This window comes from Leisingera sp. ANG1, from assembly GCF_000203975.2.
Taxonomy (GTDB): Bacteria; Pseudomonadota; Alphaproteobacteria; order Rhodobacterales; family Rhodobacteraceae; genus Leisingera.
Map to the genome: position 1 here is coordinate 162,654 of NZ_AFCF02000008.1, position 25,806 is coordinate 188,459.

The window sequence follows — 25,806 nt, forward strand, 5'->3', positions numbered from 1 at the left end:
CGTTTATCCTTCCTCGGCCAGTTGCTCCACCAGTGCCGCCAGACGTTCGGCGGCATCGGGAACCCCGGCGCTCAGTGCAGCGGTTGCCATCTGGGTGGCAGCCTGCGGGTTACTCAGAATCGCGCCCATATGCTCTGCCAGCACCGGGATATCAAGGGCGCTTTCGGGAATCATCACGGCAGCATTGGCATCAACCAGCCCGCGGGCGTTGGCGCTCTGATGGTCGCCTGCGGCGGCGGCAAAGGGGATCAAGATTGAGGGCCGCCCGATAATCGAGATGTCGGCGACCGAAGACGCGCCGGAGCGCGAGATCACCAGCTGCGCCTCCGACATGCGGGCGGGCACATCGGTGAAAAAGGTCTGCACATCGGCATTTATGCCGTGCTCTGCATAAAACGCATTGACCCGTTCCAGGTCCTCCTCGCGCGCCTGATGCGACACGCGCAGGTGCTGGCGGATGCCCTCCGGCAGCGCCGCGACGGCAGCAGGCACCACGTCAGAGAGGATGCGCGCGCCCTGACTGCCGCCCATCACCAAAAGCGACATCGGGTAATCGCCCGGCGGAATATAGCCGGCCCCTGCCCGCTCCTTCACCGCGCTGCGCACCGGGTTGCCCACATGCTCATGCGCGACACCTTCAGGCAGCGTGGTCGGCCAAGTGCCGCAGGCGACGCCCGCGACGCGGGTGGCAAAGATCTGGTTGACGCGGCCCAGCACGCCGTTCTGCTCATGGATCATCCGCGGCAGCTTCAGCAGCGTTGCCGCGCCCAGCGCCGGGATTGACGGGTAGCCGCCAAAGCCGATCACCGCATCGGGGCGGTCACTGCGCATCTGCATCGCCATCGACAGCACGCCGCCGGCAATCTTCGGCGCCACCAGCGCCTTGGCCAGCAGTCCGCCGCGGGCAAAGGTGGCAGAGGACACCTGGGAGATTTCAACCGCGCTGGGGAAGGACGCGGTGTAGCGCGCGCCGCGCGCATCGGTCGACAGCTTCACCCGCCAGCCGCGCGCCAGCATCATCTCGGCCAGCGCCTGTGCAGGAAACATATGGCCGCCGGTTCCCCCGGCAGCCATCAAGAGCATTTTCTGTGCCATCGCAGCTGGTCTCTTTTCTATCTCGTCAGCGGCCGCGGCCGTTCAGGTAATCGGCAATCCCGCCCTGCGGGCGCGTCCGGGTAAAGGCCAGGAGCATACCCACCGCGATCCCGGTGGCAATCAGCGAAGATCCGCCATAGCTGACAAACGGCAAGGTCATGCCTTTGGCGGGCAAGAGCCGCACTGCAACCCCCATGTTGATCATCGCCTGAACGCCGAACATGCACACCAGGCCGGTGCCCGCGAGGCGGATGAAAGTATCGCGCTCGCGCATCAGCCGGAACAGCGACCGCACCACGATGGAGGCGTAAAGCGCAATCAGCACCGCCACCAGCACCAGCCCGTATTCCTCTGCCGCGACCGCGACGATGAAGTCGGTATGGGCATCGGGCAGCGACCATTTCACCTGCCCCTCGCCGACGCCGACGCCGAACAGCCCGCCTTCACGGATTGCGTTGGTGGCATAGCCGAGCTGGGTGGTGGGATCGACATCCGGGTTCAAGAAGCCGTCGATGCGGCGGGCGAAGTGTTCGGAGCTGTTATACGCAAAGACGCCGCCCATCACGACCACGGCGGCCATGCAGACCAGCAGCAGCATCGGCGCGCCCGCCACGAAATACATCACCCCCCAGCCGAACAGGATCAGGCTCGCCTGGCCGAAATCGGGCTGCAGAACCAGCATCATCACCACCATCATGCACAGCGCGAAGGACATCAGCGTGCCCGGCGGGCCGTTGATCTGCTGGCTGGCCGCGATCATCCAGGCGGCCACCACGATGAAACCGGGCTTCAGGAACTCCGACGGCTGCAGCGAGGCAAAGCCAAGCGAGTACCAGCGCACCGCGCCCTTGCCGAAATCGGTGCCAAAGATGGGCAGGAAGGCCAGCGCCACAAAGGCCACGGCAAAGCCGACCACCGCCAGCCGCCGCACCAGCACCGGCGACATCACTGAGGTCATCAGCATCGCCATCAGCGCCGTCAGGCCGAAAACCGCCTGCCGCTGCACATAGTGGAAATTGCTGAACCCGTTCCTTTCTGCCAGCGGCACTGAGGCGGCAAGCCCCAGCAGCAGTCCGATCACGAACAGCATCAGGATGCAGGACATCGTCCATTTATCCAGCGTCCGCCACCACTTGGGAAGAATCGGCTCACCAGCCTGCACGGGAACCGCGCCATAGACCATCTCAGTCATGGGAATACCGCCACTATATGCCTCGTTCCGCCCCATTTTTCGGGGTCTCACAGAAACTGTAACGAAACGTGAGCCGCGGCGCCAGAAAAAGAACACAGTTCGGCAAGAATCCACCGCCCGCACGGCGGGCCATCTTGACAGGCAGGAAGCTGCCCGCGCGCCAGCGCCAATCCGCCGGACCGCGCCCGCCGGCCTGCCTCTTGCGCCGCTGCCGGTTCCGTGGTGGATGCGCGCCATGCGGATAAACACCCTGATTCTCGGCGCCGGCGCGGCTGGCATGATGTGCGCGGCCCACGCCGGCGGCAGCACTTTGGTGATCGACCACGCCAAGGCGCCGGGCGAGAAGATCCGCATCTCCGGCGGCGGCCGCTGCAACTTCACCAACATGTATGCGGAGGCCAAGAACTACCTCTCCGCCAACCCGCATTTCTGCAAGTCAGCGCTGGCGCGCTATACCCAGTGGGATTTCATCGAACTGGTGGACCGCCATGGCATCGCCTGGCACGAGAAGACCCTGGGCCAGCTGTTCTGCGACGGCTCCTCCAAACAGATCATCGCCATGCTAACGCAGGAGATGGCGCAGGCTGGCGCGGACCTGTGGCTTCACACTTCCGTCGAGACGGTGGAGCAGACCGCGGACGGCTACCGTGTCCAGCTCCTGCGCGAGGGCAAACCCCATACCGTCACCTGCCGAAACCTGGTGCTGGCCACCGGCGGCAAGTCGATCCCCAAGATGGGCGCCACCGGCCTCGCCTATGATCTCGCCCGCCAGTTCGGGCTGGAGGTTACCGAAACCCGCGCTGGCCTGGTGCCCTTCACCTTCCCCGACGGGCGTTTCCAGCCGCTGGCCGGCGTCTCCCTTTCCGCTCGCCTCAGCAATGCGCGCACCAGCTTTGACGAGGCCCTGCTGTTCACCCACCGCGGCCTCTCCGGCCCTTCCGTCCTGCAGCTCTCCTCCTACTGGCGCGAGGGAGAGGAGATCACCGTGAACCTGATCCCGGAAACTCCGCTCTATGACCTGTTGCGCGAACAGCGCCAGGCCGAGGGCCGCCGCGACCTGACCACCGAGCTGTCCCGCCACCTGCCGGGCAAACTGGTGGAGTTCCTAAAACCGCAACTGGAGCTCAAGGGCCGCCTCGCCGACCAATCCGACGCCGCGCTATCCGCCCTTTGCGAGGCGCTGCAAAGCTGGCGCCTGCTGCCCGCGGGCACCGAGGGCTACCGCACCGCCGAAGTCACCTTGGGCGGCATCTGCACCGATGGCCTGTCCTCCAAGACCATGGAAGCCAAAGCCGTCCCCGGCCTTTATGCGATCGGCGAAGCAGTGGATGTGACCGGCTGGCTCGGCGGCTACAACTTCCAATGGGCCTGGGCGTCGGGCCATGCCGCGGGCACTGCCATCGCCGCCGGCAGATGAAGCCGGCTTGACTTTGGGCGCGGGACCGCCCATTTAGTTACCATGATAACATAAATGGAGCCTATGATGACCAGCCCCTTTCAACTCGTCGCCAAGATCACCCCGAAACCCGAGCACATGCAGGATGTCCGGCAAAGCCTGCTGGATGTTCTGGAGCCGACCCGCGCTGAAGCCGGCTGCCTGAAGTTCCGCTTGCTCGAAGGCCGCGATGGCACTTGCTTTTACCTTGACGAAGAATGGGCCTGCGACGACGCCCTGGCAGCGCATTACGCGGCGGATTACATCACCCCGGTCTTCGCAAAATACGAAGCCTGGCTGGCCAAGCCGGTGGAAATCCACAAGATGACTGCCTTGGCCTGACCCTCATGTTCTTCCTCAAGGAACTGCCATCGCAGCAGATGGTCGCCACTTACGCCGAAACCTACGGCGCCGATCCTGCCCATATCACCAGCGCGCTCTTGATGATGCGCCGCGCCAGCCTGCTGATCCGCAGGCTCGATGCCTATTTTGCCGCGCATGGCCTGTCGCAGCTGCGCTTTCTGGTGCTGATCGTTATTGACCGGGAACCTGAACGCCAGTCGCTGGCACCGAATGAGATCGCCAGCCGCATAGATGTGTCAAAACCGGTCATGACACGCACCCTGCAATCCTTGCAGCAGGACGGGCTGATCAGCCTTGCGGCCAGCCAGACCGACAAGAGGTCCAAGGAAGCCGCGCTGACAGCGGCAGGGCGGCAGCAGCTGCAAGATGCCCTGCCCGGCTATTTCAGGATTCTGTCGGAGGAAATGGCCCACCCGCCCGCCGCCGGGGATTGAGCCTCCGGCCTGCTGTTTGGGGATTTTCCGCTTGGGTGGGCCTGAAGCCCGCCGCCCTCACCTGCCAGGCTTTACCCGGCCAGCTCCGCTACCTCCGCCAGCAGCCAGCTGCGGAAAGCGGAAATGGCCGGCGCGTCGCGGCGGGCCTCCGGGTAGACCAGCCAGGCTGAAATATCGTCCTCTGTCACCAGATCGAAGGGCTGCACCAGCGCGCCGCTTTCGATCAGCCCGCGGGCATAGGCCGGTGTCATCAGGCAGGCGCCCTGGCCTGCCAGGGCCGCCTGCACCTCCAGCATCTGAGTGCCAAGGCTGTGCCGCTCCGCCCGTTTCGGCGGCGCAACCCCGGCAGCACGGAACCACATGCCCCATGCCGGGTCGCCCGCATCCACCAGCGGCACCCGCAGAAGGTCGGCGGGTTCTTCGATGGGGCCATAGGCCTCCATCAGCGCCGGTGTCAGAAGCGGCGTATAGCTGGCGCGGATCAGCAGGTCGGCGGCCAGCCCCGGCCAATTGCCGCGGCCCACCCGGATGCCCACGCTGGCCTCGCCGGCCAGCAGGTCGGCAACCCGCGGATTGACGTCAACCCGGGTGGTGATGCCCGGGTGCGCCACCTGGAACAGGCCCAGCCGCGGTGCCAGAATAAAGGCGGCAAAACTGGTGATGGTGCTGATCACCAGCTCCTCGCCGCTGCTGCCGCGCACTTCTGCCCAGCCCTGCCGCAACAGGTCCAGCGCTTCGCTGGCCTGACGCTGCAGCGCCTTGCCCGTCGCCGTGGGCTCCACCCCGCGCGGCAGTCTTTTGAACAGCGGCCGGCCGGCCCGGTCCTCCAGCAGCTTGACCTGATAGCTGACCGCCGCCTGCGTCATCGCAAGCTCCTCCGCCGCGCGGCTGAAACTGCCCAGCCGGGCCGCGGCTTCAAAGACGCGCACCGCCGGCAGCGGCGGCAGGGGATTTACAGGTCGATCCATCAAGACAGCTTATACCAGGACCGCTGAGATTCAATTGGTCATTGAAGCGGCAAGCAGCCACATCTTGTTCACACAGAACAAGGATTGACCCCATGTCTGAAATGCTTTCACAGATGAGCCTCTGGCACGTTATCAGCAGAGTTTTTGTCTCGCACCCGCGCGAGGACGCCTCCGCCAGCCAGGCTGCCGGCCAGCAGCTGGCCCGCAGGCGGCTTAACCACCTGCCAGAGCATCTGCTGCGGGACATCGGCCTGTGAGCCGGCCTGTGAGACTGGCCCTGGAAATCAGCCAGGCCGTCCTGCCGCCGGCCGCTTCGCTCACTCTTCGATGAACACCTTGTTGTTCGGGGTCACACCGCGGGTATAGGTGCAGAAGGTGTCATGCGCCTCGGGCGTGGTGGTGTGGATCTTGATATTGGTGATCACCTCCACCGCACCGAACTCCAGGCAGGCTTTCTCCGCGGCTTTGACGATCTCCAGCAGGTGATCCAGCTCCCCCTTCATGGTGGTTTCCATCGCCCCCACCTGAAACGGCACGCCTGCGGATTTCACCACGGCAATCGCCGCGTCCACCGCCTCGAAATTGTTACCCTCACGCAGCCGCGGTATGACCTGAAAGGCCAGCATCACGGTATTGCCGGTCGCAGCGCCTGCAGTCATGCCTGTCTCCTCCTGCGGCTCATCCCAGCCGTTTCTTCACCTCAGCCACGAAATCCTCGCCGCGCTGCTCGAAGTTGTCGTACTGGTCAAAGCTTGCGGCGGCCGGCGCCAGCAGCACAGTGTCGCCAGCCTGCGCTTCCGCCATGGCGCGTTCCACCGCTGCGGCCATGGTGGTGCAGACTTCGGCCTCCACATCCAGCTGCAGAGCGAACCCTGCCGCCTCGCGGCCAATCACATAGGCCTTTTGAACATTGCCGGTCTGCCCCTTCAGGGCGTCCAGCCCGCCGTCCTTCTCCAGCCCGCCGCAAATCCAGCGGATGTTCCTGAAGGCGCTCAGCGCCTTCACGGCGCTGTCCAGGTTGGTCGCCTTGCTGTCATTCACATAGCGCACGCCACCGGCCTCGGCGATGGTCTGGCTGCGGTGCGGCAGGCCGGGGAAGCTGGCCATCGCATCGCCGATCAGCCGCGGCGCCAGCCCCAAGGTGCGCGCTGCGGCATAGGCCGCGCAGGCGTTCTGGTGATTGTGCGCTCCCGGCAGGCCCATCATCTCCCGCAGGTCAATCGAGGCCGCCTGCCGCCCCTTGCGGTATTCGCTCAGGAAGCCCTTTTTTGCGAAGACCTGCCAGCCCGGTCCGGTCAGCTTGCGCGCGGCGGACACCCGGATCACCCGGTCGTCCCCCAGCCCTTCGGACAGCTGGCCCGCCAGGAACAGCCCCTCATCCTCGTCGATGCCAATGACGGCCCGGTCCGGCCCGCCCTCGGCAAACAGGCGGCGTTTGGCAGCAAAGTAGCCACCCATGCCGCCGTGCCGGTCCAGATGGTCAGGAGACAGGTTGGTGAACACCGCCACATCCGGCGTCAGCGCGCGGGCCAGCTCTGTCTGGTAGCTCGACAGCTCCAGCACCACCACGCCGCCCTCACCGGGCGGATCAATGTCCAGCACACCGCGGCCGATATTGCCCGCCAGCTGGCTCTCTCGCCCCGCCTCTTGCAAGATGTGGTGCAGCAGCGCCACCGTGGTCGACTTGCCGTTGGAGCCGGTGACAGCCACCACCCGCGGCGGCTGGTCGTGCATTTGCCAGTCGGCATCGGCAAAGGAGCGGAAGAACAGCCCGATGTCATTGTCCACCGGCACCCCACCCTCCATCGCGGCGCGGATCACCGGATTGGGTTTCGGGTAAAGATGGGGAATGCCGGGCGACGTGATTAGCGCCGCCACGTCATCAAAGGCACCGGCTTTGTGAAGATCGCGGCAGTCAAAACCTTCCGCCTCCGCCGCCTCGCGCGCTGCCGGGTTGTCGTCCCAGCACAGCGGCTCCGCACCGCCTGCCCGCAGGGCCCGTGCGGTTGTCAGGCCTGAGCGTCCAAGACCCAGCACCGCCACCTTGGCGCCCTCATATCCTTTGACCGGGATCATCACCTGCCCTCCCATAGACCTATTGCCAGAACCGCTATCCGATCCGCTCAGCCTTTGCCAGAGCCGTCAGATTGACAAGCCCCGGCCCATGCCGGAGATTCCGCGCAAATCAAGAAGGAAGGATCGCCCCGTGGCTGCGGATATGCAGGTTTTGCTCGACCGGATCAGTGCTGAGATGCAGGGCCGCACCGACCGCGGCGCCGTCGCCAGCTATATTCCGGAACTGGGGCAGGTTGACCCCAACCAGTTCGCGATTGCAGTGGCCACTGCCGAAGGCGGCCTGTTCCACGCGGGCGATGCGCTGACAAGGTTTTCCGCCCAAAGCATCACCAAGGTGTTCACGCTCGCCATCGCGCTTGGCCGCTCTGGCGACCAGCTGTGGAGCCGTGTCGGGCGCGAGCCCTCGGGCACCGCCTTCAATTCTATCGTCCAGCTGGAGCATGAGCGCGGCCGCCCCCGCAACCCCTTCGTCAACGCAGGCGCTATCGTCACCACGGATGAGCTGCTGGCCGGCCGCGCTCCAAAGGAAGCACTGGCGGAAATCCTGGCCTTCTTCCGCGCCGCCGCAGGGGACGAGGACATCCACATCAACAAGGCAGTTGCCAGCTCGGAAACCCGCCACGGGCACCGCAACTTTGCCCTTGCCAATTTCCTGGCGTCTTTCGGCAACCTCAAGAACACGCCGGAGAAAACGCTGGGCACCTATTTCCACCAATGCGCCACCGAACTGACCACGGTGCAGCTGGCCAAAGCAGGCCGCTTCCTGATCGGTGGCGGTGCCAAACCGGCATTGGTGTCGCAAGGCAGGGTGCGGCGGCTCAATGCGCTGATGCTGACCTGCGGCCATTACGACGGGTCGGGCGAGTTCGCCTACCGCGTCGGCTTGCCCGCCAAGAGCGGGGTCGGCGGCGGCATTCTGGCGATTGTGCCGGGCAAAGCCAGCATCGCGGTCTGGTCGCCAGGGCTGGACCACAACGGCAACTCCAAACTTGGCACCGAAGCGATGGAGCTGCTGGCCCGCGAGATGGACTGGTCGGTGTTCTGATCCGGTTGCTCCGAGCCCCCCTGCACAGCCTGCGCAGAGCGGTGCCGGGAAGGCGCCAAAACGTCCCTGGCACCTTCCATTTCAATCCAGTCTACGGCCTTAATTGAACCGGACACCAAATCGCATAGAGTTTGAAACCCCGCGTCCACCACCGAGGGCGGCGCCCGGCCCGGCGGGGTGGGAAGCGAAGCGCCCGCCCCGTGGGGGGCGGGACGGGCGCTGCCCGGCCTATCGGCCGGGCGGAAGGCTTTTGAAAGGTGTTGCGTACCCTGCGTACGCTGCCCTCACCACATCTTCACTCCGCCGGGTTACCTTCGAACCGTTGCAACAAGAAGACCAGGAGACCGGCCCCCTCAGACCACCTCTTCATTGGGTGCAGGGCGGGCCCGCATAGGCCGATAGACGGGCACAGCCCCTTGGCAAGGGCTGTCCGATGCTCCGCCCCTCCGGCGGCGCCGCCTTCTTCTTCAAAGACAAACCGCCCGCAGCAGCAGCCCCGGGCGGTTCCATGGAAAAGAGAGTTCAAACCACCCCGCCAAGGACACGGCGCGGCGGTAAAACGGCGTGTCTTACCGCACCTTCAGCGTCGCCAGACCGATCATTGCCAGGATCAGCGAGATGATCCAGAAGCGGATCACGATCTGCGGCTCGGCCCAGCCCTTCTTCTCATAGTGGTGATGGATCGGCGCCATCAGAAACACCCGCCGTCCGGTGCGCTTGAAGTACAGGACCTGAATGATCACCGACAGCGCCTCGACCACGAACAGCCCGCCGACGATGGCCAGCACCAGCTCGTGCTTGGTGGCAATGGCGATAGCGCCAAGCGCGCCGCCCAGGGCCAGCGAGCCGGTGTCGCCCATGAACACCGCCGCGGGCGGCGCGTTGTACCACAGGAAGCCAAGGCCGGCACCGAACAGTGCGGCACAGAAGATCAGGATCTCGCCGGTGCCAGGCACGTAATGCACGTCCAGATATTCGGTGAAGTCGACGCGGCCCACCGCATAGGCGATGACGCCCAGGGTGCCTGCCGCGATCATCACCGGCATGATCGCCAGACCGTCCAGGCCATCTGTCAGGTTCACCGCATTAGCAGCACCGACGATGACGCAGATCGAGAACGGCACGTAGAAAATCCCAAGATTGATCAGCGTGTCCTTGAACACCGGCAGCGCCAGATGGTTCTGCAAGGGCGCCGGGTGATAGGCCGCGGCCCAGACTGCCGCTATTACCGCAATCATGATCCCCAGTGCCAGCCGGACCTTGCCGGGCACGCCCGCGGTGTTCTGCTTGGAGACCTTGGCGTAATCATCGGCAAAACCGATCAGGCCGTAGGCCAGCGTCACAAACAGCACCAGCCAGACAAAGGGATTGTCCCAGCGCGCCCACATCAGGGTTGCGGTCAGCAGCGCGCCCACCACCAGCAGGCCGCCCATGGTCGGGGTGCCTGCCTTGGAAAAATGCCCCTCCGGCCCGTCGTCGCGGATCGGCTGGCCCTTGCCCTGGCGCTTGCGCAGCACGTTGATCAGCGGCTTGCCGAACAGGAAGCCAAAGATCAGCGCGGTCATGAAGGCGCCGCCTGCGCGGAATGTAATGTAGCGGAAGAGGTTGAAAACATCCCCCCCGTCCGACAAAGCGGTCAGCCAATAGAGCATCTGAGCCCTTCCCTCGTTCTCTTATGCGTTTTCCTGTGTGGGGGTGGAGTGACCCATTTCGCGGATGCCGTCAACGATCTTGGCCAGCGCCATGCTGAGCGAGCCCTTGGCCAGCACGATGTCGCCGCCATGGATTTCGCCCGCCAGATCGGGCACCGCCTCGGCACTGGTTGCGTACCAGCCGCCGCGTTTTTCCTCCGGCAAGGCTTCGTGCAGCGCCTGCATCAGCGGGCCAATGCAGTGAATCCTGTCGATGCCCTGGACCGCGTCCAGATCCGCCAGCCCGGCGTGCAGCTGCACCTCCTGCGGCCCCAGTTCCTTCATGTCGCCGACATAGGCGATCCGCCGCCCCTGCCCCGGCGTCGCCGCCAGCACCGCCAGCGCCGCCGCCATTGAGGTCGGGTTGGCGTTGTAGCTGTCGTCCAGCAGGGTAATCGATCCGCTCTCCAGTTGGATCGCTTCGCGCACGCCGCGGCCCTTGACCGGCGACCACAGGGCGAGGCTTTCAACGGCTTTAGCCGGATCAGCGCCCAGAGCTTCGGCGCAGGCCAGCGCACCCAGCGCATTCATTGCGAAATGGGCGCCAAGCGATTGAATATGCAGCTCAACATCCCGGCCGTTTGCCGTGGCGCGGGCCACGGTCTCCTCGCCCTCTATCCCGGCGGAATGCAAGGTGTAGTCCGCAGCGCTCTCGCCAAACCAGCGGGCGGTCGCACCCAAACCAGCGGCCACGTCGTGCAGTACATGGGCCTCAGCAATATCGGCGTTCAAAACCGCGGTGCCGCCGGGCTCCAGCCCTTCCATGATCGCGGCCTTCTCAGCCGCGATGCCTTCGACGTTTTCAAAGGCCTCCAGATGAACGGCAGCAACCGTCGTCACCATCGCCACATGCGGGCGCGCCTGCTTTGCCAGGGGCGCAATTTCGCCGGGGTGGTTCATGCCGATCTCGATCACCGCAAACTCGGTATCGCGCGGCATCCGCGCCAGCGTCAGCGGCACGCCCCAGTGGTTGTTGTAACTGGCAACGGCGGCATGGGTACGGCCCTGGTCCGACAGCATCCGCGCCAGCATTTCCTTGGTCGAGGTCTTGCCGACCGAGCCGGTCACCGCAACGACCTTGGCGTTCGTCCGTGCCCGCGACGCGCGGCCCAGGGCCTCTAGCCCCGCCTGCACATCGTCTACAATCAGCAGCGGCGCGTCCGCAGGCACCCCATCGGGAACGCGGGAGACCAGCGCAGCGCCTGCACCCTTTTCCAGCGCCTGCGCCACGAAATCATGGCCGTCGCGCGCGGCCTTCAGCGCCACGAACATATCGCCGGGTTCGATGGTGCGGGTGTCGATCGACAGGCCGGAAACAGACCAGTCGCCTTGCGCCTTCCCGCCAGTAGCAGCGGCGGCCTCAGATGCGGTCCAAAGGGTCATGCGATCCTCCCATCGAGCGCGGCCACGGCAATGCTGGCCTGCTCCACATCGTCAAACGGCAGCACCGTGTCGCCCACGGTCTGGCCGGTCTCATGGCCCTTGCCGCAGACAATCAGCGCATCACCCGCCTGCAGCATGTCAGCGCCGCGCAGGATCGCCTCGGCACGGTCACCGATCTCAATACAGTCGGGCGCGCCGCCTTTGACCGCAGCACGGATGATGGCCGGGTCCTCGCTGCGCGGGTTGTCGTCGGTGACGATCACCACATCGGCATTGTCATGCGCCGCCTGCCCCATCAGCGGCCGTTTGGTGGTGTCGCGGTCGCCGCCAGCGCCGACGATGGCAATCAGCCGGCCCAGCACATGCGGCCGCAGCGCCTTGATGGCGCTGGCAACGGCATCAGGAGTGTGCGCGTAATCCACAAACACTGCAGAGCCATTGTCGCGCGATGCCGCCAGTTGCATCCGGCCGCGCACGGTGGTCAGATGCGGCAGGGTTTCAAACACCCGCTCCGGGTCCTCGCCGCCGGCAATCACCAGCCCGCAGGCCAAGAGCACGTTTTCCGCCTGGAAACCGCCGATGAGGTTCAGCCGCACCTGGTAGGGTTTGTCATGCCAGGAGAAGCGCACGTCCTGCCCGGTGCCGTCATAGCGCATCCCCATCAGGTTCAGATCGCCCAGGCCGCGGCCGACGCTGATCACCTCCTGCCCGCGGGCGGCGGCAACCGCGCGCATCTCGGCGCCGCGGGGATCGTTCATATTGATGACCGCCACGCCCTCATCCGGCAGCACCCGGCGGAACAGGCCCGCCTTGGCGGCGAAATAGGCATCGAATGTCTCGTGATAGTCCAGGTGGTCCTGGGTGAAATTGGTGAAGCCGGCAGCCGCCAGCTGCACCCCGTCCAGGCGGCGCTGGTCGAGCCCGTGCGAGGACGCCTCCATTGCCGCATGGGTCACGCCTGCCGCCGCGGCCTCAGCCAGCGCGCGGTGCAGGGTGACCGGCTCCGGTGTGGTATGGGCCAGCGGGTAGCTCCAGGCACCTTCGATGCCGGTGGTGCCCATGTTGACAGCCTCATGGCCCAGCTCAGACCAGATCTGGCGCACGAATGTCGCCACGGAGGTTTTGCCGTTGGTGCCGGTCACCGCGACCACGGTTTGCGGCTGGCCGCCGAACCACAAGGCGGCGGCATAGGCCAGGGTCTGGCGCGGATCCTCAACCACCACCAGCGCGGCGTGGCTTTCGTCCAATACCTTGGCGGCGATTTCTGCCCCTGCGGCATCGGTCAGGATGGCGGTTGCCCCCTTATCCAATGCGCCGGGAATGAACTTGGCGCCATGCACCTGGCTGCCCGGCAGCGCGGCAAACAGGAACCCCTCGCGCACCTCGCGGCTGTCCACCGCCAGTCCGGAAATCTGCGGGTCAGCGCCGCCGCGGGCAGTGAGCCCCAATTGGCTCAGGGGCTGGTCTGGTCTGCTGCTGCTCATGGCGGCCCTCACCTGTGTCAGTTCGAGGTGAGGGTTATACCAGTCACCTCTGCGGGTTCAACTTGCGGACGCAGCCCCAGGAGCGGCGCGACGCGGCCGATCATCTCAGCCGCCACCGGGGTGGCGGTCCAGCCTGCGGTCCGGCGCTCCTCGCCGTGGGCAATAATCGAGGGCTCGTCCAGCGTTACGATCAGCACGTATTTCGGGTCATGTGCCGGGAAAATAGAGGCAAAAGTAGCGATCACCTTGTCATCATAATAGCCGCCGCGGGGTTTGGGCTTGTCGGCGGTGCCGGTCTTGCCGCCGACCTGATAGCCTTCAACTTCAGCAAAAGAGGCGGTGCCTTCGCTGACCACCTTGCGCAACATCTTGCGCGCGGCCCTGGCAGATGCCTCGCTCATCACCCGCTGGCCCAGCTGCGGCGCGGTCTGCTTCAGAATCGTCGGCGCCACGTAACGGCCACCATTGGCCACCGCCGCATAGCCCGCTGCCAGATGCATCGGCGTGGTGGAGATGCCGTGGCCGTAGGAGATGGTCATCGCCGACAGCTCCGACCAGTTGGCGGGCAAGAGCGGCTTGCCGCCGGCAGCCTCGGAAATCTCGAACGGCGTCGGCTCCAGCATTCCCATCGTTTCCAGGAAGCTTTTCTGCCGCTCCACCCCGATCTGCTGCGCCAGCCGCGCGGTGCCGATGTTGGAGGATTTGACGATGATCTTGGTCACCGACATTTCGTTTCCGTAGTTGCGGAAATCGCGGATCGCAAAGCGGCCCCAGCGCAGCGGCCCGCGGGTGTCGATCACGGTGTCGGCGTTGACCAGGCCGAGGTCCATCGCCTGGGCGGCGGTGAAGATCTTGAAGGTGGAGCCCAGTTCATACACGCCCTGCACCGCGCGGTTGAACAGCGGGCTGTCGGAGGGGTCAAAACCGGAGGTGGGCGGGCGCGGACGGTCGTTGGGGTCGAAATCCGGGAAGGAGACCACCGAGATCACTTCGCCTGTGTGAGCGTCCATCAGGATCGAGGTGGCTCCTTTGGCGTTCATCAGCTTCATGCCGCCATAAAGCACCTGCTCCGCCGCCGCCTGCACGGTGAGGTCCAGCGACAGCTGCAGCGGTTTGCCCGCATTGGCCGGGTCGCGCAGGTAGTCGTCGAACTGGCGTTCGACACCGGCAACGCCGATCACCTCAGCCGCGTTCACGCCTTCCTTGCCGAACCCGGCCCCGCCCAGCACATGCGCGGCCAGACTGCCGTTGGGATACAGGCGCATTTCGCGGGGGCCGAACATCAGGCCGGGATCGCCGATATCATGCACCGCCTGGAGCTGCTCTGGGCTGATTTTCTTCTTCACCCACAGGAACTTGCGCTTGCCGGTGAAGTCCTTGATCAGGCGCTCGCGGTCGAGGTCAGGGAAGATCTCGACCAGTTTCTCAGCCGCCCCCACCGGGTCAATCATCTGCGGCGGCTGGGCGTAAAGGGAATGGGTTTCGAAATTGGTGGCCAGCAGGCTGCCGTTGCGGTCAACGATATCGGCGCGCTGCGCGGCGATGGCGGCGCCGGGGACGCTGGCAACGGGCTCGGCCGGTTCCGACACTGCGGTCATGCCCATGCGGGCGATGATCGCCCCGAAGGCGCAAACAAAGAACAACCCCAGCACCAGAAGCCGCCCCTCGGCGCGCTGGCGGGCCTGCACCTGCATTTCCTGATGGCGCAGGCTGATGTTTTCCTCTTCGATCACATCCGGGTTTTCGCCGCTTGCGCGGGCGTGGAGGATGCGGGCCAGCGGGCGGAGCGGTGTGCGGATCATGGCTGGCTCCCTGCGTTCAGGCCGGAAACTTCAACCTCGTTGGTGATCTCCAGCACCGGCGGCGCCGGGTAGGAGACCTCATCCACGCGGCCGAACTGATCCGGGCGCAGCGGCAAAAGGCCAAGGCTGTCAAAGTTGATGTCCGCAAGGTCGCGCAGACGCTGCGGGCGGTTCAGGTAGGCCCATTCCGCGCGCAGCACGCTGAGGCGCACCTGGGCGGCGCCGATCTGGCGCTGCAACGCGCGGGTGTCTTTCAGCACCTGCTGAGTGGCGTAATTTTCGCGGTAGGCCCAGAAGGCGAGGCCGAAGACGGCCAGGCAGGTAGCGGCATACAGCAAAGTCTTCATTTGCGCGCCTCTTTCAGCTGCGGCATTCCAAGTTCCTTGGCCGTGATTGGCCCCGGTGCGGCGTCCGTCCGGCGTCCGACCCGCAGGCGGGCGGAGCGGGAGCGCGGGTTTTCGGCCAACTCCTGATCGTCCGGGCCCACGGCCTTGCGGGTGACCAGTTCGAATTGTGAGGGTGTTTCCGCCTGTTCCGGCGCGTAGCGATTGGCGCGGCCGGTTTTGCCTGCGCGGTGCTGGAAGAAGCGTTTGACCATGCGGTCCTCGACCGAGTGGAAGGTCACAACCGCCAGCAGCCCGCCGGGCTTCAGCGCCCGTTCAGCGGCCAGAAGGCCCTCGAACAGCTCGTCATATTCGGCGTTCACCGCGATGCGCAGGCCCTGGAAGCTGCGGGTCGCCGGGTGCGACTGGCCGGGCTTGGGGCGCGGCAGGCAACTCTCGATGATGCCCGCAAGGCGCAGGGTGGTGGTGATGGGTTCAATCGCGCGCTCTTTGACAATCGCCTTGGCGATGCGGCGGCTGGCGCGTTCCTCACCGTAGTGGAACAGGATGTCGGCGATCTGCGCTTCGTCCAGCTCGGCAATCAGGTCCGCGGCGGAGGGGCCGGACTGCGACATCCGCATATCCAGCGGGCCGTCTTTCATGAAGGAGAAGCCGCGCTCGGCCAGGTCCAGCTGCATAGAGGAGACGCCAAGGTCCAGCACCACGCCGTCGAGGTCCTGGGCGTATTCATCCATGCGGGAAAAGACACCGGGCTGCAGGATCAGGCGGTCGCCGTACTCCCCCGCCCAGGGTTTTGCCAGTTCAAAGGCCAGCGGGTCGCGGTCAACGCCGATCACCTGCTCAGCACCGGCCTCCAAGAGGCCGCGGGTATAGCCGCCTGCCCCGAAGGTGCCATCAAGCCAGCGGCCCGACACCGGCGCCACGGCTGCAAGCAGCGGGCGGAGAAGAACCGGGATGTGGGGACCATTGGCAGCTGTTTGGTCCTGGGTCATGTCTTAAGCGCCCCCGGCGCCGTCTAGGAATTCCATTGGATCGAAACCTTCTGGCAGGTCGTCCATCCATTCTTCGGCCTGGGCCAGTTCCTCTGCCTCGTAGGTTTCCGGCTTCCAGATCTGGAAGGTGTCGCCTGCGGCGATAAAGAAGGCCTCTGCCTCAAGGTCGATTTTCTGGCGCAGCTTGGCCGGCAGAACCAGGCGGCCGGTCTCATCCACGTTGGTCGGGAACGACTGACCGTGGAACATGCGCTGCAGCATCTTGCGCTGCATCGAGCCGCGCGGGAGCTGGTCGATCTTGGCGTCGACCTCCTCGATCGCCTCTATAGTATAGCATTCCAGGAAGTTGCGGCGCTGGTCGCCGTAGACGATCACCAGTTCGGGGTTCTGGCCGGGCTGCCAATTGGGGTCAGCGGCCTCCAGCACACGGCGAAAGGAGGCAGGAATTGACACCCGCCCCTTTGTATCCACCTTGTGGTGGCTTTCGCCTCTGAACCTGCGGCCCAATTTCCCGTCCTTTTCGCGCGTCCCTCGCGTTAATCCGTCCCCCAGAATGAAAAGGGGCGGGTTGATCTGCTGCCACTGATCAACCCGCCGCCTTGGCCCGCTTTGCGGGATGTCCGACTGCACGCGCCACCTGGGGGGATGTCTGCTCGCCCGCGCGCCGGATCTCTTGGTTCGATGAAAGCGAAGGCCTGTATGAAACCTGCTTGTTTTGTTTTTGGCTCTGGGGTCGTTTGGCGCCCCGTCCCTCGTCTCATCCGATGAACTAGGGATACTATGGGAATTGATGGTCCCGCAACTGTTTTCTGCGGGAAATCGCCGAAGCCTTGACAAGGAATCCGCAGATTCGGGCAAGATTCGCAGTCAAATTAGGGCAAAATTCGGAACCACTAGTGAGTAAACTCAGCGCAAACACTAGATATAGACACAGATTGCAGAGGCAACTTTTTTCCCATAGTTTCCCGCGATTCCACAGATCCCGCGCTCACGAATTTGAATGTTCCCGATACGTTCTCGCCCAGCAATCAGAAACAGCGCTAAAAACGCCCTGCATAAGCGTTTCAACACTGAGTGATTCGCAACTTCAAGGGGTGCATTGCAGGGAAAGGGCCATGATTTCCCATGCTGCCCATGATTTCCCGCAGTTCCCGTGATTTCCCATCAGTCCCACGCTTTCCCAGCGGTCCCATAAGTTCCCGCCCGGCGCAGCATGTGCCATGCAGTCCCATTTCCGGCGGGCAATCCCATTTGCGCCCAAAGCAACAGAATACTCCGCCCCCGCTGTGCTCTGCGCGCAGGCAACCAATGGTTCACCCCCGTCATGCTAATGGCCCGCCAAAACGGCGGGCCTGTCAGAAAAGTCTCTCAATTTTTGGGAGCGGACCGGCGCCTCAGGCCATGCCGCCGCCGATCAAGCCTTCGGCAATGCGGGCATAGGCCTGGGCCATTGGCCCCTCCCCCGCGGCGATGGGCGTGCCGCTGTCGCCGGCCAGGCGGGTCTCCAGATCAATCGGCAGAGCCCCCAGCAGAGGCAGGCCAAGGGTTTCGGCCTCTGCCGCGACGCCGCCGTGGCCGAAGATGTGATGTTCGCCGCCGCAATCGGGACAGGTGAAGAATGACATGTTCTCAATCAGTCCCAGCACCGGGGTTTTAAGGGTGTTGAACATGTCCATCGCCTTGCGTGCGTCCAGCAAGGCCACATCCTGCGGGGTGGAGACCACGATGGCGCCGGAAAGCTCTGCCTTGGTGCACAGCGTCAGCTGCACGTCGCCGGTGCCGGGCGGCAGGTCGACGATCAGCACGTCCAGCTCGCCCCAATTCACCTGCCCCAGCATCTGCTGCAGTGCGCCCATCAGCATCGGGCCGCGCCAGACCACGGCCTTGGCGTCATCCACCATGAAGCCGATCGACATCAGGGTGACGCCATGGGCGTGCAGCGGCTCGATGATTTTGCCGTCCGGGCTGGCGGGGCGACCCCTGGCGCCCATCATCCGCGGCTGGGACGGGCCGTAGATGTCGGCATCCAAGAGGCCCACCTTGCGGCCCTGTTTGGCCAGCGCCACAGCGAGGTTCGACGACACGGTGGACTTGCCCACCCCGCCCTTGCCGGAGGCGATGGCCAGGATACGCTTGACGCCTGCGGGTTTCAGCGGCTCCGCCTGCGGCTTCGGGTGACCGCCGACCTTGAGGCTGGGTGCGGGCTGCTGGGGGGCATGGGCGGTCAGCGCGGCGGAGACGGTTTCAACGCCTTCCAGCGACTGCACCGCGGCCTCGGCGGCCTTGCGCAGCGGCTCCATCAGCTTGGCGATCTCGGGGCTGGGCGCCTCGATAACGAAGCTCACCTTGCCGCCCTCGATGCGCAGGGCGCGCAGCATGTCACGGGAGACCAGGGTGCCGCCGTCCGGCAGCGCCAGCCGTTCCAGCACCGCGCGAATCTGTTCCTGTGTGACACTCATTGCTGCTCTCCTGCGTCAAATCCGGCCCATATATATGTGTGTGCCCGCGCGCAGGGAACCCGGCCTGCGCCTTTGCCGCATCAACAGGGCGGCAGATGTGTCAATCCACAGCCGCACAAGCCATGCGCTGAGCGTGGCTGCATGCCCGGAAATTATACAGCTGCGCAACGGGCCGCGGAAAATCTTGGCCAATTACAAAGGCCTACCCTGCGTCACCCATGCAGATGCTGCATAGCGGCATTGACGAAGCGCGGGATTGTGCATCTGCGGCATTTCCTTAAATTGTCATTCAAGAAACGCCACGACGGCACAGACGAGACGATAGACGAAGGAACAGAACGATGGCAGCAGCACAACAGATGTCCGCGGTGAGCATTGCATCCCCGGTAGGCTTCCTGGATGCCCTGCTGGTCAAGTTCACCCGCTACCGCCTGTACCGCCAGACCGTGAATGAGCTGTCCGCGCTGACCGCCCGCGATCTGGCTGACCTGGGCCTGAACCGGTCCGAAATCAAGCGCGTCGCCTACCAGGCGGCATACGAGAACAACTGATAGAGATCAGGCTCCTTCTCCTCCTCCCTTAGAAGAGCCTGTCTTCTGCGGCGGCATCCTCCTCCTCCCTGATGCCGCCGCACCCTATACCGGCCGAAAGCCGGGATTGGATCACCGGGGTCTCCTCCTCCCTGATACCCGGTGTTTGACAGAACGGCGGTGCCCCCTCCTCCTCCCTGGGCGCCGCCGTTTCTTGATTCTAGGGCCGCGGTTTGCCGCGCCCGGGCCGGGAGGCTGACGGTTTTGCGCTATCCCTTTGCCGCATCTGCTGATTTGATCGTAGGCATAGGCATCAGTGATTTGCGGGACCGCGCCATGAAATTCATCCACCTCACCGATATCCACCTAATGGCGCCGGGCGTGCCGCTGAATGGCGGCGATCCGGCTGCGAATCTCAGCCGGGTGCTGGCGGATATTACTGAGTGGCACCGCGATGCGGCGTTCTGCGTGATTTCGGGCGATTTGGCAGATGAGGGTGATCCGGCGGCCTATGGCTGGCTGCAGGAGCAATTGGCGGCGTTCCCGCTGCCCACATTCCTGATGCTGGGCAATCATGATGTGCGGGAGAATTTCCTGAGCGTCTTTGCGGATCACCCGCGCGACGGCGGCGGGTTTGTGCAGCACAGTCACGCGGCGGGTGGTGCCAGGTTCCTGTTTCTGGACACCCTGACCGGCGGGCCGGGTGTCCATGATGGCGAGTTGTGCACACAACGGCTGGCTTGGCTGGAGGCGGAGCTGGAGCAGGCCGGGGAAACACCGGTGTTCCTGTTCCTGCACCATCCGCCGTTTGACGTCGGTCTGCCCTATGTGGACGACATCAAGCTGCGCGATCCGGAATGTTTTCACGCCGCACTGCAGAAGGGGCGGAACATCCGCCATATCTTCTTTGGCCATATCCACCGGATGACCTATGTGAACTGGCGCGGCTACAGCTTCACCTCGCTGCCCAGCACCAACCACCAGATCCCGCTGGTGCCGGAACGGGCCGGGAGCGAATACTGCGTTGAGCCGATGGCCTATGGCGTGGTGCAGGTGAGCGATGACCAGGTAACGGTGCATTTCGATGCCTATCTGGACCGGCCCGGCCAGGGGGCTGTCTCCTAAGTGGAACTTCTGTGGATCTTGCTGGTCCTCTTGTCGGCGGTCACCCACCCGCTGCGCGACCTGACGCTGAAGGGCGTGGCGCATCCGGTGTCCTGCTACACCGGCGTGTGCCTGTCGTGGGTGGTGTTTGCAGGCCTGCACATGGCGCTGGCGGGGCATAGCCCTGCCCTGCCCGCCGGGGTCTGGCCTCTGGTTCTGGCTTCGGCGCTGGGGCTGACGGTTTACTACTATGGCACCCTGTCGGCGCTGCGGCGGGGAAACCTGTCGGCCTATTACCCGATCGTGCGCTCCTCGCCCCTGGCGATTGCCGCCTTCAGCTGGCTGGTGCTGGACCGCAGCTATACCGGGGCGGCGCTGCTGGGGATGGGGCTGATCATCTGGGCCGGGCTGATGATCCAGAAGGGCAAGGGTCGCTTGCTGGATGATCCGCGCGCCTTTGCCATGGCGGCGATGGCGATGCTGGGCTCCGCGGCCTATTCGATTTCCGACGCGGCAGCGATGCAAGGAGCAGCCAGCGCGCCGTTCCTGTTCTGGACCTATATCCTGGTGACGCTGGCGATGGGGGCGTTGCGCGCCTGGGAGGATAGGGGGCAGTCGGCGCCGCTGCTAGGCGTGGTGCGCGGCTGGGCGCAGAACCCCTGGCGCATCCTGTTTGCCGGGCTGTCGTCCTACCTGTCGTACCTCTTGATCCTGCGGGTGTTTCAGCTGGGCGCCGAGGCGGCGGCGGTAAGCGCGGTGCGGCAGGTGTCGATCCCGGTGTCTGTGATCCTGGCGGCGCTGGTGCTGAAGGAGCCGCGCGGTCTCAGCCGGCTGGGCTGGGCGGTGCTGATTGCCGCAGGTATTGCGATGATTGCGCTGCGGTAAACCTGCAGCCCTCCCCGCCTCACGCGAACTTCAGAGGAAGAGGGTGGCGCAGGCGCGGCGGGCAGCAGTGCTGCCCGCCGCGCCTGCGCCCGGATCGGATCGCTGCGCGATCCGATCCGGCGGTCATCCCGATGCAGATGGATGTTTCAGAACGGCACGTCGTCGGTGGCGGTCACAAACTTGGCCACCACTTTCTTGGGGCCTGCCTTCTCGAAGTCCACTTCAAGCTTGTCGCCCTCGATGCCGGTGATGGCGCCATAGCCGAACTTCTGGTGGAACACCCGCTCCCCCATCGTGAAGCTAGAGGTGGCGGTGAGGTCGATCACCGTGTTCCTGCTCTCCTTGGGCTGAGACATGCCGTACTGCCCTGCACGGGCCTGCATCCGTTTCCAGCCGGGGGAGTTGTAGCCGTCGGCCTGTGCCACGCGCTCGTCGATGGTGGAGCGGACTTGTGCGGCACCTGGAGCCGCCGCGCCGTAACCGCCGCCGTAGAGGCCCGGCGGAGTCAGCACCTCGACGTGCTCCTCCGGCAGTTCGTCAATGAAGCGGGAGGGCAGCTGCGACTGCCACTGGCCGAACACCCGGCGGTTGCCGGCAAAGGAGATGGTGCAGATCTGCTCTGCCCGCGTGATGCCGACATAGGCCAGGCGGCGTTCTTCCTCCAAGCCTTTCAGGCCGCTTTCGTCCATCGAGCGCTGCGAGGGGAACAGCCCATCCTCCCAGCCCGGCAGGAAAACAGCGGGGAACTCCAGGCCCTTGGCGGCGTGCAGGGTCATGATCGAGACCTTCTCATCCGCGTCCTGCTTGTCATTGTCCATCACCAGGCTGACGTGCTCGAGGAAGCCTTGGAGGTTCTCGAAGCTTTCCAGCGCCTTGACCAGCTCCTTGAGGTTCTCCAGCCGACCGGGCGAATCCGGGTTTTTGTCGTTTTGCCACATGGTTGTGTAGCCGGACTCGTCGAGGATGATCTCCGCCAGCTCCATATGGGTGATGTCCGCGTCGCCGGCCATGCGGCCCCAGCGGGCAATGCCCTCGACCAGTTCGCGCAGCTTGCCTGCGCCCTTGCCCTTGATATGGCCGCCTTCAACTGCCAGCCGGGCGCCCTCCACCAGCGAGACGTTGTTCTCGCGGGCAACCATCTGGATGGTCTGCTGCGCCTTGTCGCCAAGGCCGCGTTTTGGCGTGTTGACGATGCGTTCAAACGCCAGACCGTCATCAGGCGAGACCACAACGCGGAAATAGGCCATGGCATCGCGGATCTCCATCCGCTCATAGAAGCGCGGGCCGCCGATCACCCGGTACGGCAGGCCGATGGTGAGGAAGCGGTCCTCAAACGCGCGCATCTGGTGGGAGGCGCGGACCAGGATGGCCATGCTGTTGAGGCCGAGGGGAGACTGTCCACGGGTGCCGCGCTGCATCGATTCAATCTCTTCGCCGATCCAGCGGGCCTCTTCCTCGCCATCCCAGTGGCCGATAAGCCGGACCTTCTCGCCATCGCCCGCGTCGGTCCACAGCTCCTTGCCCAGACGGCCGGCATTGCCGCGGATCACGCCCGCGGCGGCGGCGAGGATATGGCCGGTGGAGCGGTAGTTCTGCTCCAGCCGCACCACCATGGCGCCGGGAAAATCCTTCTCGAACCGCAGGATGTTGCCAACCTCGGCGCCGCGCCAGCCGTAGATCGACTGGTCGTCGTCGCCAACGCAGCAGACGTTCTTGTGCGCACCGGCCAGCAGCCGCAGCCACAGGTACTGGGCGACGTTGGTATCCTGGTATTCATCCACCATGATGTAGCGGAACCAGCGCTGGTACTGCTCCAGAACATCGGGGTGGTTCTGGAAGATTGTCACCATGTGCAGGAGCAGGTCACCGAAATCGACCGCGTTCAGTTCCAACAGCCGCCTTTGATACTGACTGTAAAGCTCGACGCCCAGATAGTTGTAGGCACCGGCATCTGCAGACGGCACCTTGTCCGGCGTCAGGGCGCGGTTTTTCCAGTCGTCAATGATGTTTGCCAGCATCCGCGCGGGCCAGCGCTTGTCGTCGATGCCTGCGGCCTGGATCAGCTGTTTCAGCAGCCGGATCTGGTCGTCGGTGTCGAGAATGGTGAAATTCGATTTCAGCCCCGCCAGTTCCGCATGGCGGCGCAGGAGTTTGACGCAGATCGAGTGGAAGGTGCCGAGCCAGGGCATGCCTTCGACCGCCTGGCCGAGCATGCCTGCCACCCGCTCCTTCATCTCGCGGGCGGCCTTGTTGGTGAAAGTGACCGACAGGATCTCGTTCGGGCGCGCGCGGCCGGTGCTGAGGAGATGCACGATGCGGGTGGTCAGCGCCTTGGTCTTGCCGGTTCCGGCGCCGGCCAGCATCAGCACCGGTCCGTCGAGGCATTCCACCGCCTCCCGCTGGGCGGGATTCAGCGTGTCCAAATAGGGCATCACCCGCGCGCCCATGGCGCGGGACGACAGCGATGCGCCCTCAAAGGCGTCCATTTCGTCAAAACTGCTCATGGCCGTGATCCTAGCGTGATTCAGGTCCGGCGGAAAGAGGACGTTCACAGTCTGTTCACTTGTCCGCCCCTAGTATCCGCACCCGGCGTCAAGGCCTGCTTTTGCTTGCATTTTGCCTATTCGGCACAAGCGCAGACCGGTGTCTTCATGTTCTGTAAAGGCTAACGCGCAATTCTAGCGCAAACGCCCAATGCCAGAGGACCACCATGACACAGGGGACGGCCCGGAAGCTGATATCCAAGCTCAAAACATTTTCGATGCTGCCGCTGCTGCTGGCGGCGGCCGGCCTGAGCGCCTGGGCGGTCTATTCTGTGCCGGCACCTATTGTGGACCGGATGCTGGAAGCGGACCTGCGAAAGCAGGCCGACACCTGGCGGCGGGCGGTTCTGCTGCATCTTGATAACAGCAAGGATGCCTTTGTGCTGGGTGATCTGGATGAGCACGACCAGGAATACCTGGGCCTGGTGCCGGAAACCTCGGATGTGTACCGGCTGAAACTGTTTGAGGCGGATGGCACTATCTTCTGGTCGACGCGGCCCGAGGAAATCGGTGAGCGCAACACCAAGCCGTATTTTCAGTCCGTCGTCTCGCAAGGGCTGGTTTATTACAAGCATGAGGAAAAGCCCGCGACAGAGGTGGACGGGCTGCGCACCGCGGCCAATGCGGACGGGTCGATCCCGGAGCGCGAGGTGGCAGAGGTTTATTCCCCGGTGCTGCACGACGGCATTTTCATTGGCGCCATTGAGTTCTATTCGGACATCACCGATATCCGGAACACCTTCATCACCCGCGTCCGGATCTCGCTGGCGCTGATTTCGCTGGTGACAGTGGCGGCGATGACCATCGTGTCGGTTGTCGTCTTCAAGGCCAACCGCCGCAGCCTGCGCCAGGTTGAGGAACGCTCTGCCCGCGATCAGGAGGCAATGGCGAACCAGCTGCAACTGGCGCGGGAGGTGAAGCTGCTGGGCGAACTGAACGAGTGGCTGCAATCCTGCCGCTCGCTGGGTGAGCTGTTTGACATGGTGTCGGAGTTCATGGGCCATCTGCTGCCGGATGCAGAAGGCAGCATCTATGTGTTCTCTAATTCGCGTGATGTGCTGGATGGATGCTCCAGCTGGAACGGCGGCAGCCACAAGGACCATATCCAGCCAGGCGAGTGCTGGGGCCTGCGCCGCGGGCGGACCTATGAGTTCGGCGCCTCGGAAGTCGAGTTCACCTGTGCCCATGCAGAACCGCACGACGGGCGCCCCTATTTCTGCTTTCCGATTCTGGCGCATGGCGAGACGGTGGGCCTGATGCATCTGCGGGCGCGTCCCAGCCGGGCCGGGGATTTTGCCGGCTGCAAGCAATTGGCGCAGATGTGCGCCGAGCAGATCAGCATGGCGATTGCCAACGTGAAGATGCGCGATCAGCTGCACGACCAGTCGGTGCGCGATTCGCTGACCGGGCTGTTCAACCGCCGCCACATGACCGAATCCCTGCGCAAGTTCGTGGGGGCCAGCCAGAACAGCGGCAAGCCGCTGAGCGTGGTGTCGATCGACGTCGATCACTTCAAGAAATTCAATGACAACCACGGCCATGATGCCGGCGACATGGTGCTGCGCGCGGTTGGCGCCGCGATGGAGCAGGCCTGCGATGGCGATGAGGTGGCCTGCCGCCCCGGCGGCGAGGAGTTCGCGCTGCTGCTGCCGGGCGTGAGCCCGGAAGATGCGGTCACCAAGGCGGAACTGCTGCGCCAGGCCATTGAGGACGTGGTGGTGCGCTACGGCGAAAAGGCGCTGCCGCGGATCTCGATCTCGCTGGGGGTGGCCCATTACCCGGCGCATGGCACCATGCCGCAGGATCTGCTGCGCGCCTCGGACGAGGCGCTCTATGAGGCGAAGGCCAAGGGCCGCAACCAGGTCTGCATCGCCGAGGGCGCGAGCCCCCTGCCCCGCAATCCTGCGGCGCTGCCTGCCGCCGGCAGTGCAGAGGATGCAGAGGACCGGAAGAAAGGCGCGGCATAAGCCGCGGCTGGCCG

23 protein-coding genes are annotated in these 25,806 nt (G+C 64.6%); 9 read left to right on the forward strand and 14 right to left on the reverse strand.

Going from position 1 to position 25,806, the window contains the following annotated elements; translation table 11 throughout:
* Window positions 1-3: 3 nt before the first annotated feature.
* Entirely contained in the window at window positions 4-1,095 is a 1,092-nt protein-coding gene (locus tag GC1_RS13465) for a UDP-N-acetylglucosamine--N-acetylmuramyl-(pentapeptide) pyrophosphoryl-undecaprenol N-acetylglucosamine transferase (RefSeq protein ID WP_019298296.1), read from the reverse strand.
* Between the two features lie 25 nt (window positions 1,096-1,120).
* Complete coding sequence (ftsW, locus tag GC1_RS13470; RefSeq protein ID WP_029205045.1) at window positions 1,121-2,287, reverse strand: putative lipid II flippase FtsW; 1,167 nt, start codon at window positions 2,285-2,287, stop codon at window positions 1,121-1,123.
* Window positions 2,288-2,522: 235 nt separating this feature from the next.
* On the opposite strand from ftsW, the gene GC1_RS13475 reads away from it, so the two are divergent.
* From GC1_RS13475 to GC1_RS13485, 3 genes are all read left to right on the forward strand, one after another.
* The gene (locus GC1_RS13475; protein ID WP_029205046.1) at window positions 2,523-3,704 is read left to right on the forward strand and encodes an NAD(P)/FAD-dependent oxidoreductase; all 1,182 of its coding nucleotides are present in this window, start codon (window positions 2,523-2,525) and stop codon (window positions 3,702-3,704) included.
* Window positions 3,705-3,770: 66 nt separating this feature from the next.
* Window positions 3,771-4,064 carry a putative quinol monooxygenase gene (locus tag GC1_RS13480; protein ID WP_029205047.1) on the forward strand — a complete coding sequence of 98 codons (294 nt, stop codon included), beginning with the start codon at window positions 3,771-3,773 and terminating at the stop codon, window positions 4,062-4,064.
* A gap of 5 nt (window positions 4,065-4,069) precedes the next feature.
* Window positions 4,070-4,519, forward strand: coding sequence for a MarR family winged helix-turn-helix transcriptional regulator (locus GC1_RS13485; protein WP_019298300.1), 450 nt, complete (start codon window positions 4,070-4,072; stop codon window positions 4,517-4,519).
* Between the two features lie 71 nt (window positions 4,520-4,590).
* On the opposite strand, the gene GC1_RS13490 is transcribed toward GC1_RS13485, so the two are convergent.
* Window positions 4,591-5,487, reverse strand: a complete 897-nt coding sequence (locus GC1_RS13490) for a LysR substrate-binding domain-containing protein (protein WP_019298301.1) — start codon at window positions 5,485-5,487, stop codon at window positions 4,591-4,593.
* A gap of 92 nt (window positions 5,488-5,579) precedes the next feature.
* On the opposite strand from GC1_RS13490, the gene GC1_RS22200 reads away from it, so the two are divergent.
* Window positions 5,580-5,744 carry a DUF1127 domain-containing protein gene (locus GC1_RS22200; protein WP_152610601.1) on the forward strand — a complete coding sequence of 55 codons (165 nt, stop codon included), beginning with the start codon at window positions 5,580-5,582 and terminating at the stop codon, window positions 5,742-5,744.
* Window positions 5,745-5,804: 60 nt separating this feature from the next.
* Here the strand turns inward: GC1_RS22200 and GC1_RS13495 are convergent, their stop codons facing one another.
* Together GC1_RS13495 and murD are read right to left on the reverse strand one after the other, a co-directional pair.
* The gene (locus GC1_RS13495) at window positions 5,805-6,146 is read right to left on the reverse strand and encodes a thiamine-binding protein (protein ID WP_019298303.1); all 342 of its coding nucleotides are present in this window, start codon (window positions 6,144-6,146) and stop codon (window positions 5,805-5,807) included.
* 19 nt (window positions 6,147-6,165) lie between these two features.
* The gene (gene murD, locus GC1_RS13500; RefSeq protein WP_019298304.1) at window positions 6,166-7,563 is read right to left on the reverse strand and encodes a UDP-N-acetylmuramoyl-L-alanine--D-glutamate ligase; all 1,398 of its coding nucleotides are present in this window, start codon (window positions 7,561-7,563) and stop codon (window positions 6,166-6,168) included.
* A gap of 130 nt (window positions 7,564-7,693) precedes the next feature.
* Between murD and GC1_RS13505 the strand changes: the two genes are divergently transcribed.
* The gene (locus tag GC1_RS13505) at window positions 7,694-8,608 is read left to right on the forward strand and encodes a glutaminase (RefSeq protein WP_019298305.1); all 915 of its coding nucleotides are present in this window, start codon (window positions 7,694-7,696) and stop codon (window positions 8,606-8,608) included.
* A gap of 569 nt (window positions 8,609-9,177) precedes the next feature.
* On the opposite strand, the gene mraY is transcribed toward GC1_RS13505, so the two are convergent.
* The 8 genes from mraY to GC1_RS13545 form a co-directional block, all read right to left on the reverse strand.
* Window positions 9,178-10,260, reverse strand: a complete 1,083-nt coding sequence (gene mraY, locus GC1_RS13510) for a phospho-N-acetylmuramoyl-pentapeptide-transferase (protein ID WP_019298306.1) — start codon at window positions 10,258-10,260, stop codon at window positions 9,178-9,180.
* Window positions 10,261-10,281: 21 nt separating this feature from the next.
* Window positions 10,282-11,682: a UDP-N-acetylmuramoyl-tripeptide--D-alanyl-D-alanine ligase gene (locus GC1_RS13515; RefSeq protein WP_019298307.1), complete on the reverse strand. Its 1,401-nt coding sequence runs from the start codon at window positions 11,680-11,682 to the stop codon at window positions 10,282-10,284.
* Entirely contained in the window at window positions 11,679-13,166 is a 1,488-nt protein-coding gene (locus GC1_RS13520; RefSeq protein WP_019298308.1) for a UDP-N-acetylmuramoyl-L-alanyl-D-glutamate--2,6-diaminopimelate ligase, read from the reverse strand. The genes GC1_RS13515 and GC1_RS13520 overlap by 4 nt, the downstream gene beginning before the upstream one ends.
* A 17-nt stretch (window positions 13,167-13,183) precedes the next feature.
* The gene (locus tag GC1_RS13525; protein WP_019298309.1) at window positions 13,184-14,968 is read right to left on the reverse strand and encodes a peptidoglycan D,D-transpeptidase FtsI family protein; all 1,785 of its coding nucleotides are present in this window, start codon (window positions 14,966-14,968) and stop codon (window positions 13,184-13,186) included.
* Window positions 14,965-15,315, reverse strand: a complete 351-nt coding sequence (gene ftsL / locus GC1_RS13530) for a cell division protein FtsL (RefSeq protein ID WP_019298310.1) — start codon at window positions 15,313-15,315, stop codon at window positions 14,965-14,967. The genes GC1_RS13525 and ftsL overlap by 4 nt, the downstream gene beginning before the upstream one ends.
* The gene (gene rsmH, locus GC1_RS13535; protein ID WP_019298311.1) at window positions 15,312-16,304 is read right to left on the reverse strand and encodes a 16S rRNA (cytosine(1402)-N(4))-methyltransferase RsmH; all 993 of its coding nucleotides are present in this window, start codon (window positions 16,302-16,304) and stop codon (window positions 15,312-15,314) included. The genes ftsL and rsmH overlap by 4 nt, the downstream gene beginning before the upstream one ends.
* Before the next feature lie 3 nt (window positions 16,305-16,307).
* Window positions 16,308-16,811, reverse strand: a complete 504-nt coding sequence (gene mraZ / locus GC1_RS13540) for a division/cell wall cluster transcriptional repressor MraZ (RefSeq protein ID WP_082020165.1) — start codon at window positions 16,809-16,811, stop codon at window positions 16,308-16,310.
* Between the two features lie 887 nt (window positions 16,812-17,698).
* Window positions 17,699-18,763 (reverse strand): Mrp/NBP35 family ATP-binding protein, encoded by a 1,065-nt coding sequence (locus GC1_RS13545; protein WP_019298313.1) that lies wholly within the window; start codon window positions 18,761-18,763, stop codon window positions 17,699-17,701.
* Between the two features lie 341 nt (window positions 18,764-19,104).
* On the opposite strand from GC1_RS13545, the gene GC1_RS13550 reads away from it, so the two are divergent.
* From GC1_RS13550 to GC1_RS13560, 3 genes are all read left to right on the forward strand, one after another.
* Window positions 19,105-19,314 carry a DUF1127 domain-containing protein gene (locus GC1_RS13550; RefSeq protein ID WP_019298314.1) on the forward strand — a complete coding sequence of 70 codons (210 nt, stop codon included), beginning with the start codon at window positions 19,105-19,107 and terminating at the stop codon, window positions 19,312-19,314.
* A gap of 315 nt (window positions 19,315-19,629) precedes the next feature.
* Complete coding sequence (locus GC1_RS13555) at window positions 19,630-20,418, forward strand: phosphodiesterase (RefSeq protein ID WP_036762726.1); 789 nt, start codon at window positions 19,630-19,632, stop codon at window positions 20,416-20,418.
* Entirely contained in the window at window positions 20,419-21,282 is an 864-nt protein-coding gene (locus GC1_RS13560) for an EamA family transporter (RefSeq protein ID WP_019298316.1), read from the forward strand.
* Between the two features lie 146 nt (window positions 21,283-21,428).
* Here GC1_RS13560 and GC1_RS13565 read toward each other — a convergent pair whose 3' ends face one another.
* A complete protein-coding gene (locus GC1_RS13565; RefSeq protein WP_019298317.1) occupies window positions 21,429-23,786 on the reverse strand; it encodes an ATP-dependent helicase in 2,358 nt (785 codons plus the stop codon).
* 206 nt (window positions 23,787-23,992) lie between these two features.
* Between GC1_RS13565 and GC1_RS13570 the strand changes: the two genes are divergently transcribed.
* Window positions 23,993-25,792: a sensor domain-containing diguanylate cyclase gene (locus tag GC1_RS13570; RefSeq protein WP_019298318.1), complete on the forward strand. Its 1,800-nt coding sequence runs from the start codon at window positions 23,993-23,995 to the stop codon at window positions 25,790-25,792.
* The last annotated feature ends 14 nt before the right edge of the window (window positions 25,793-25,806 follow it).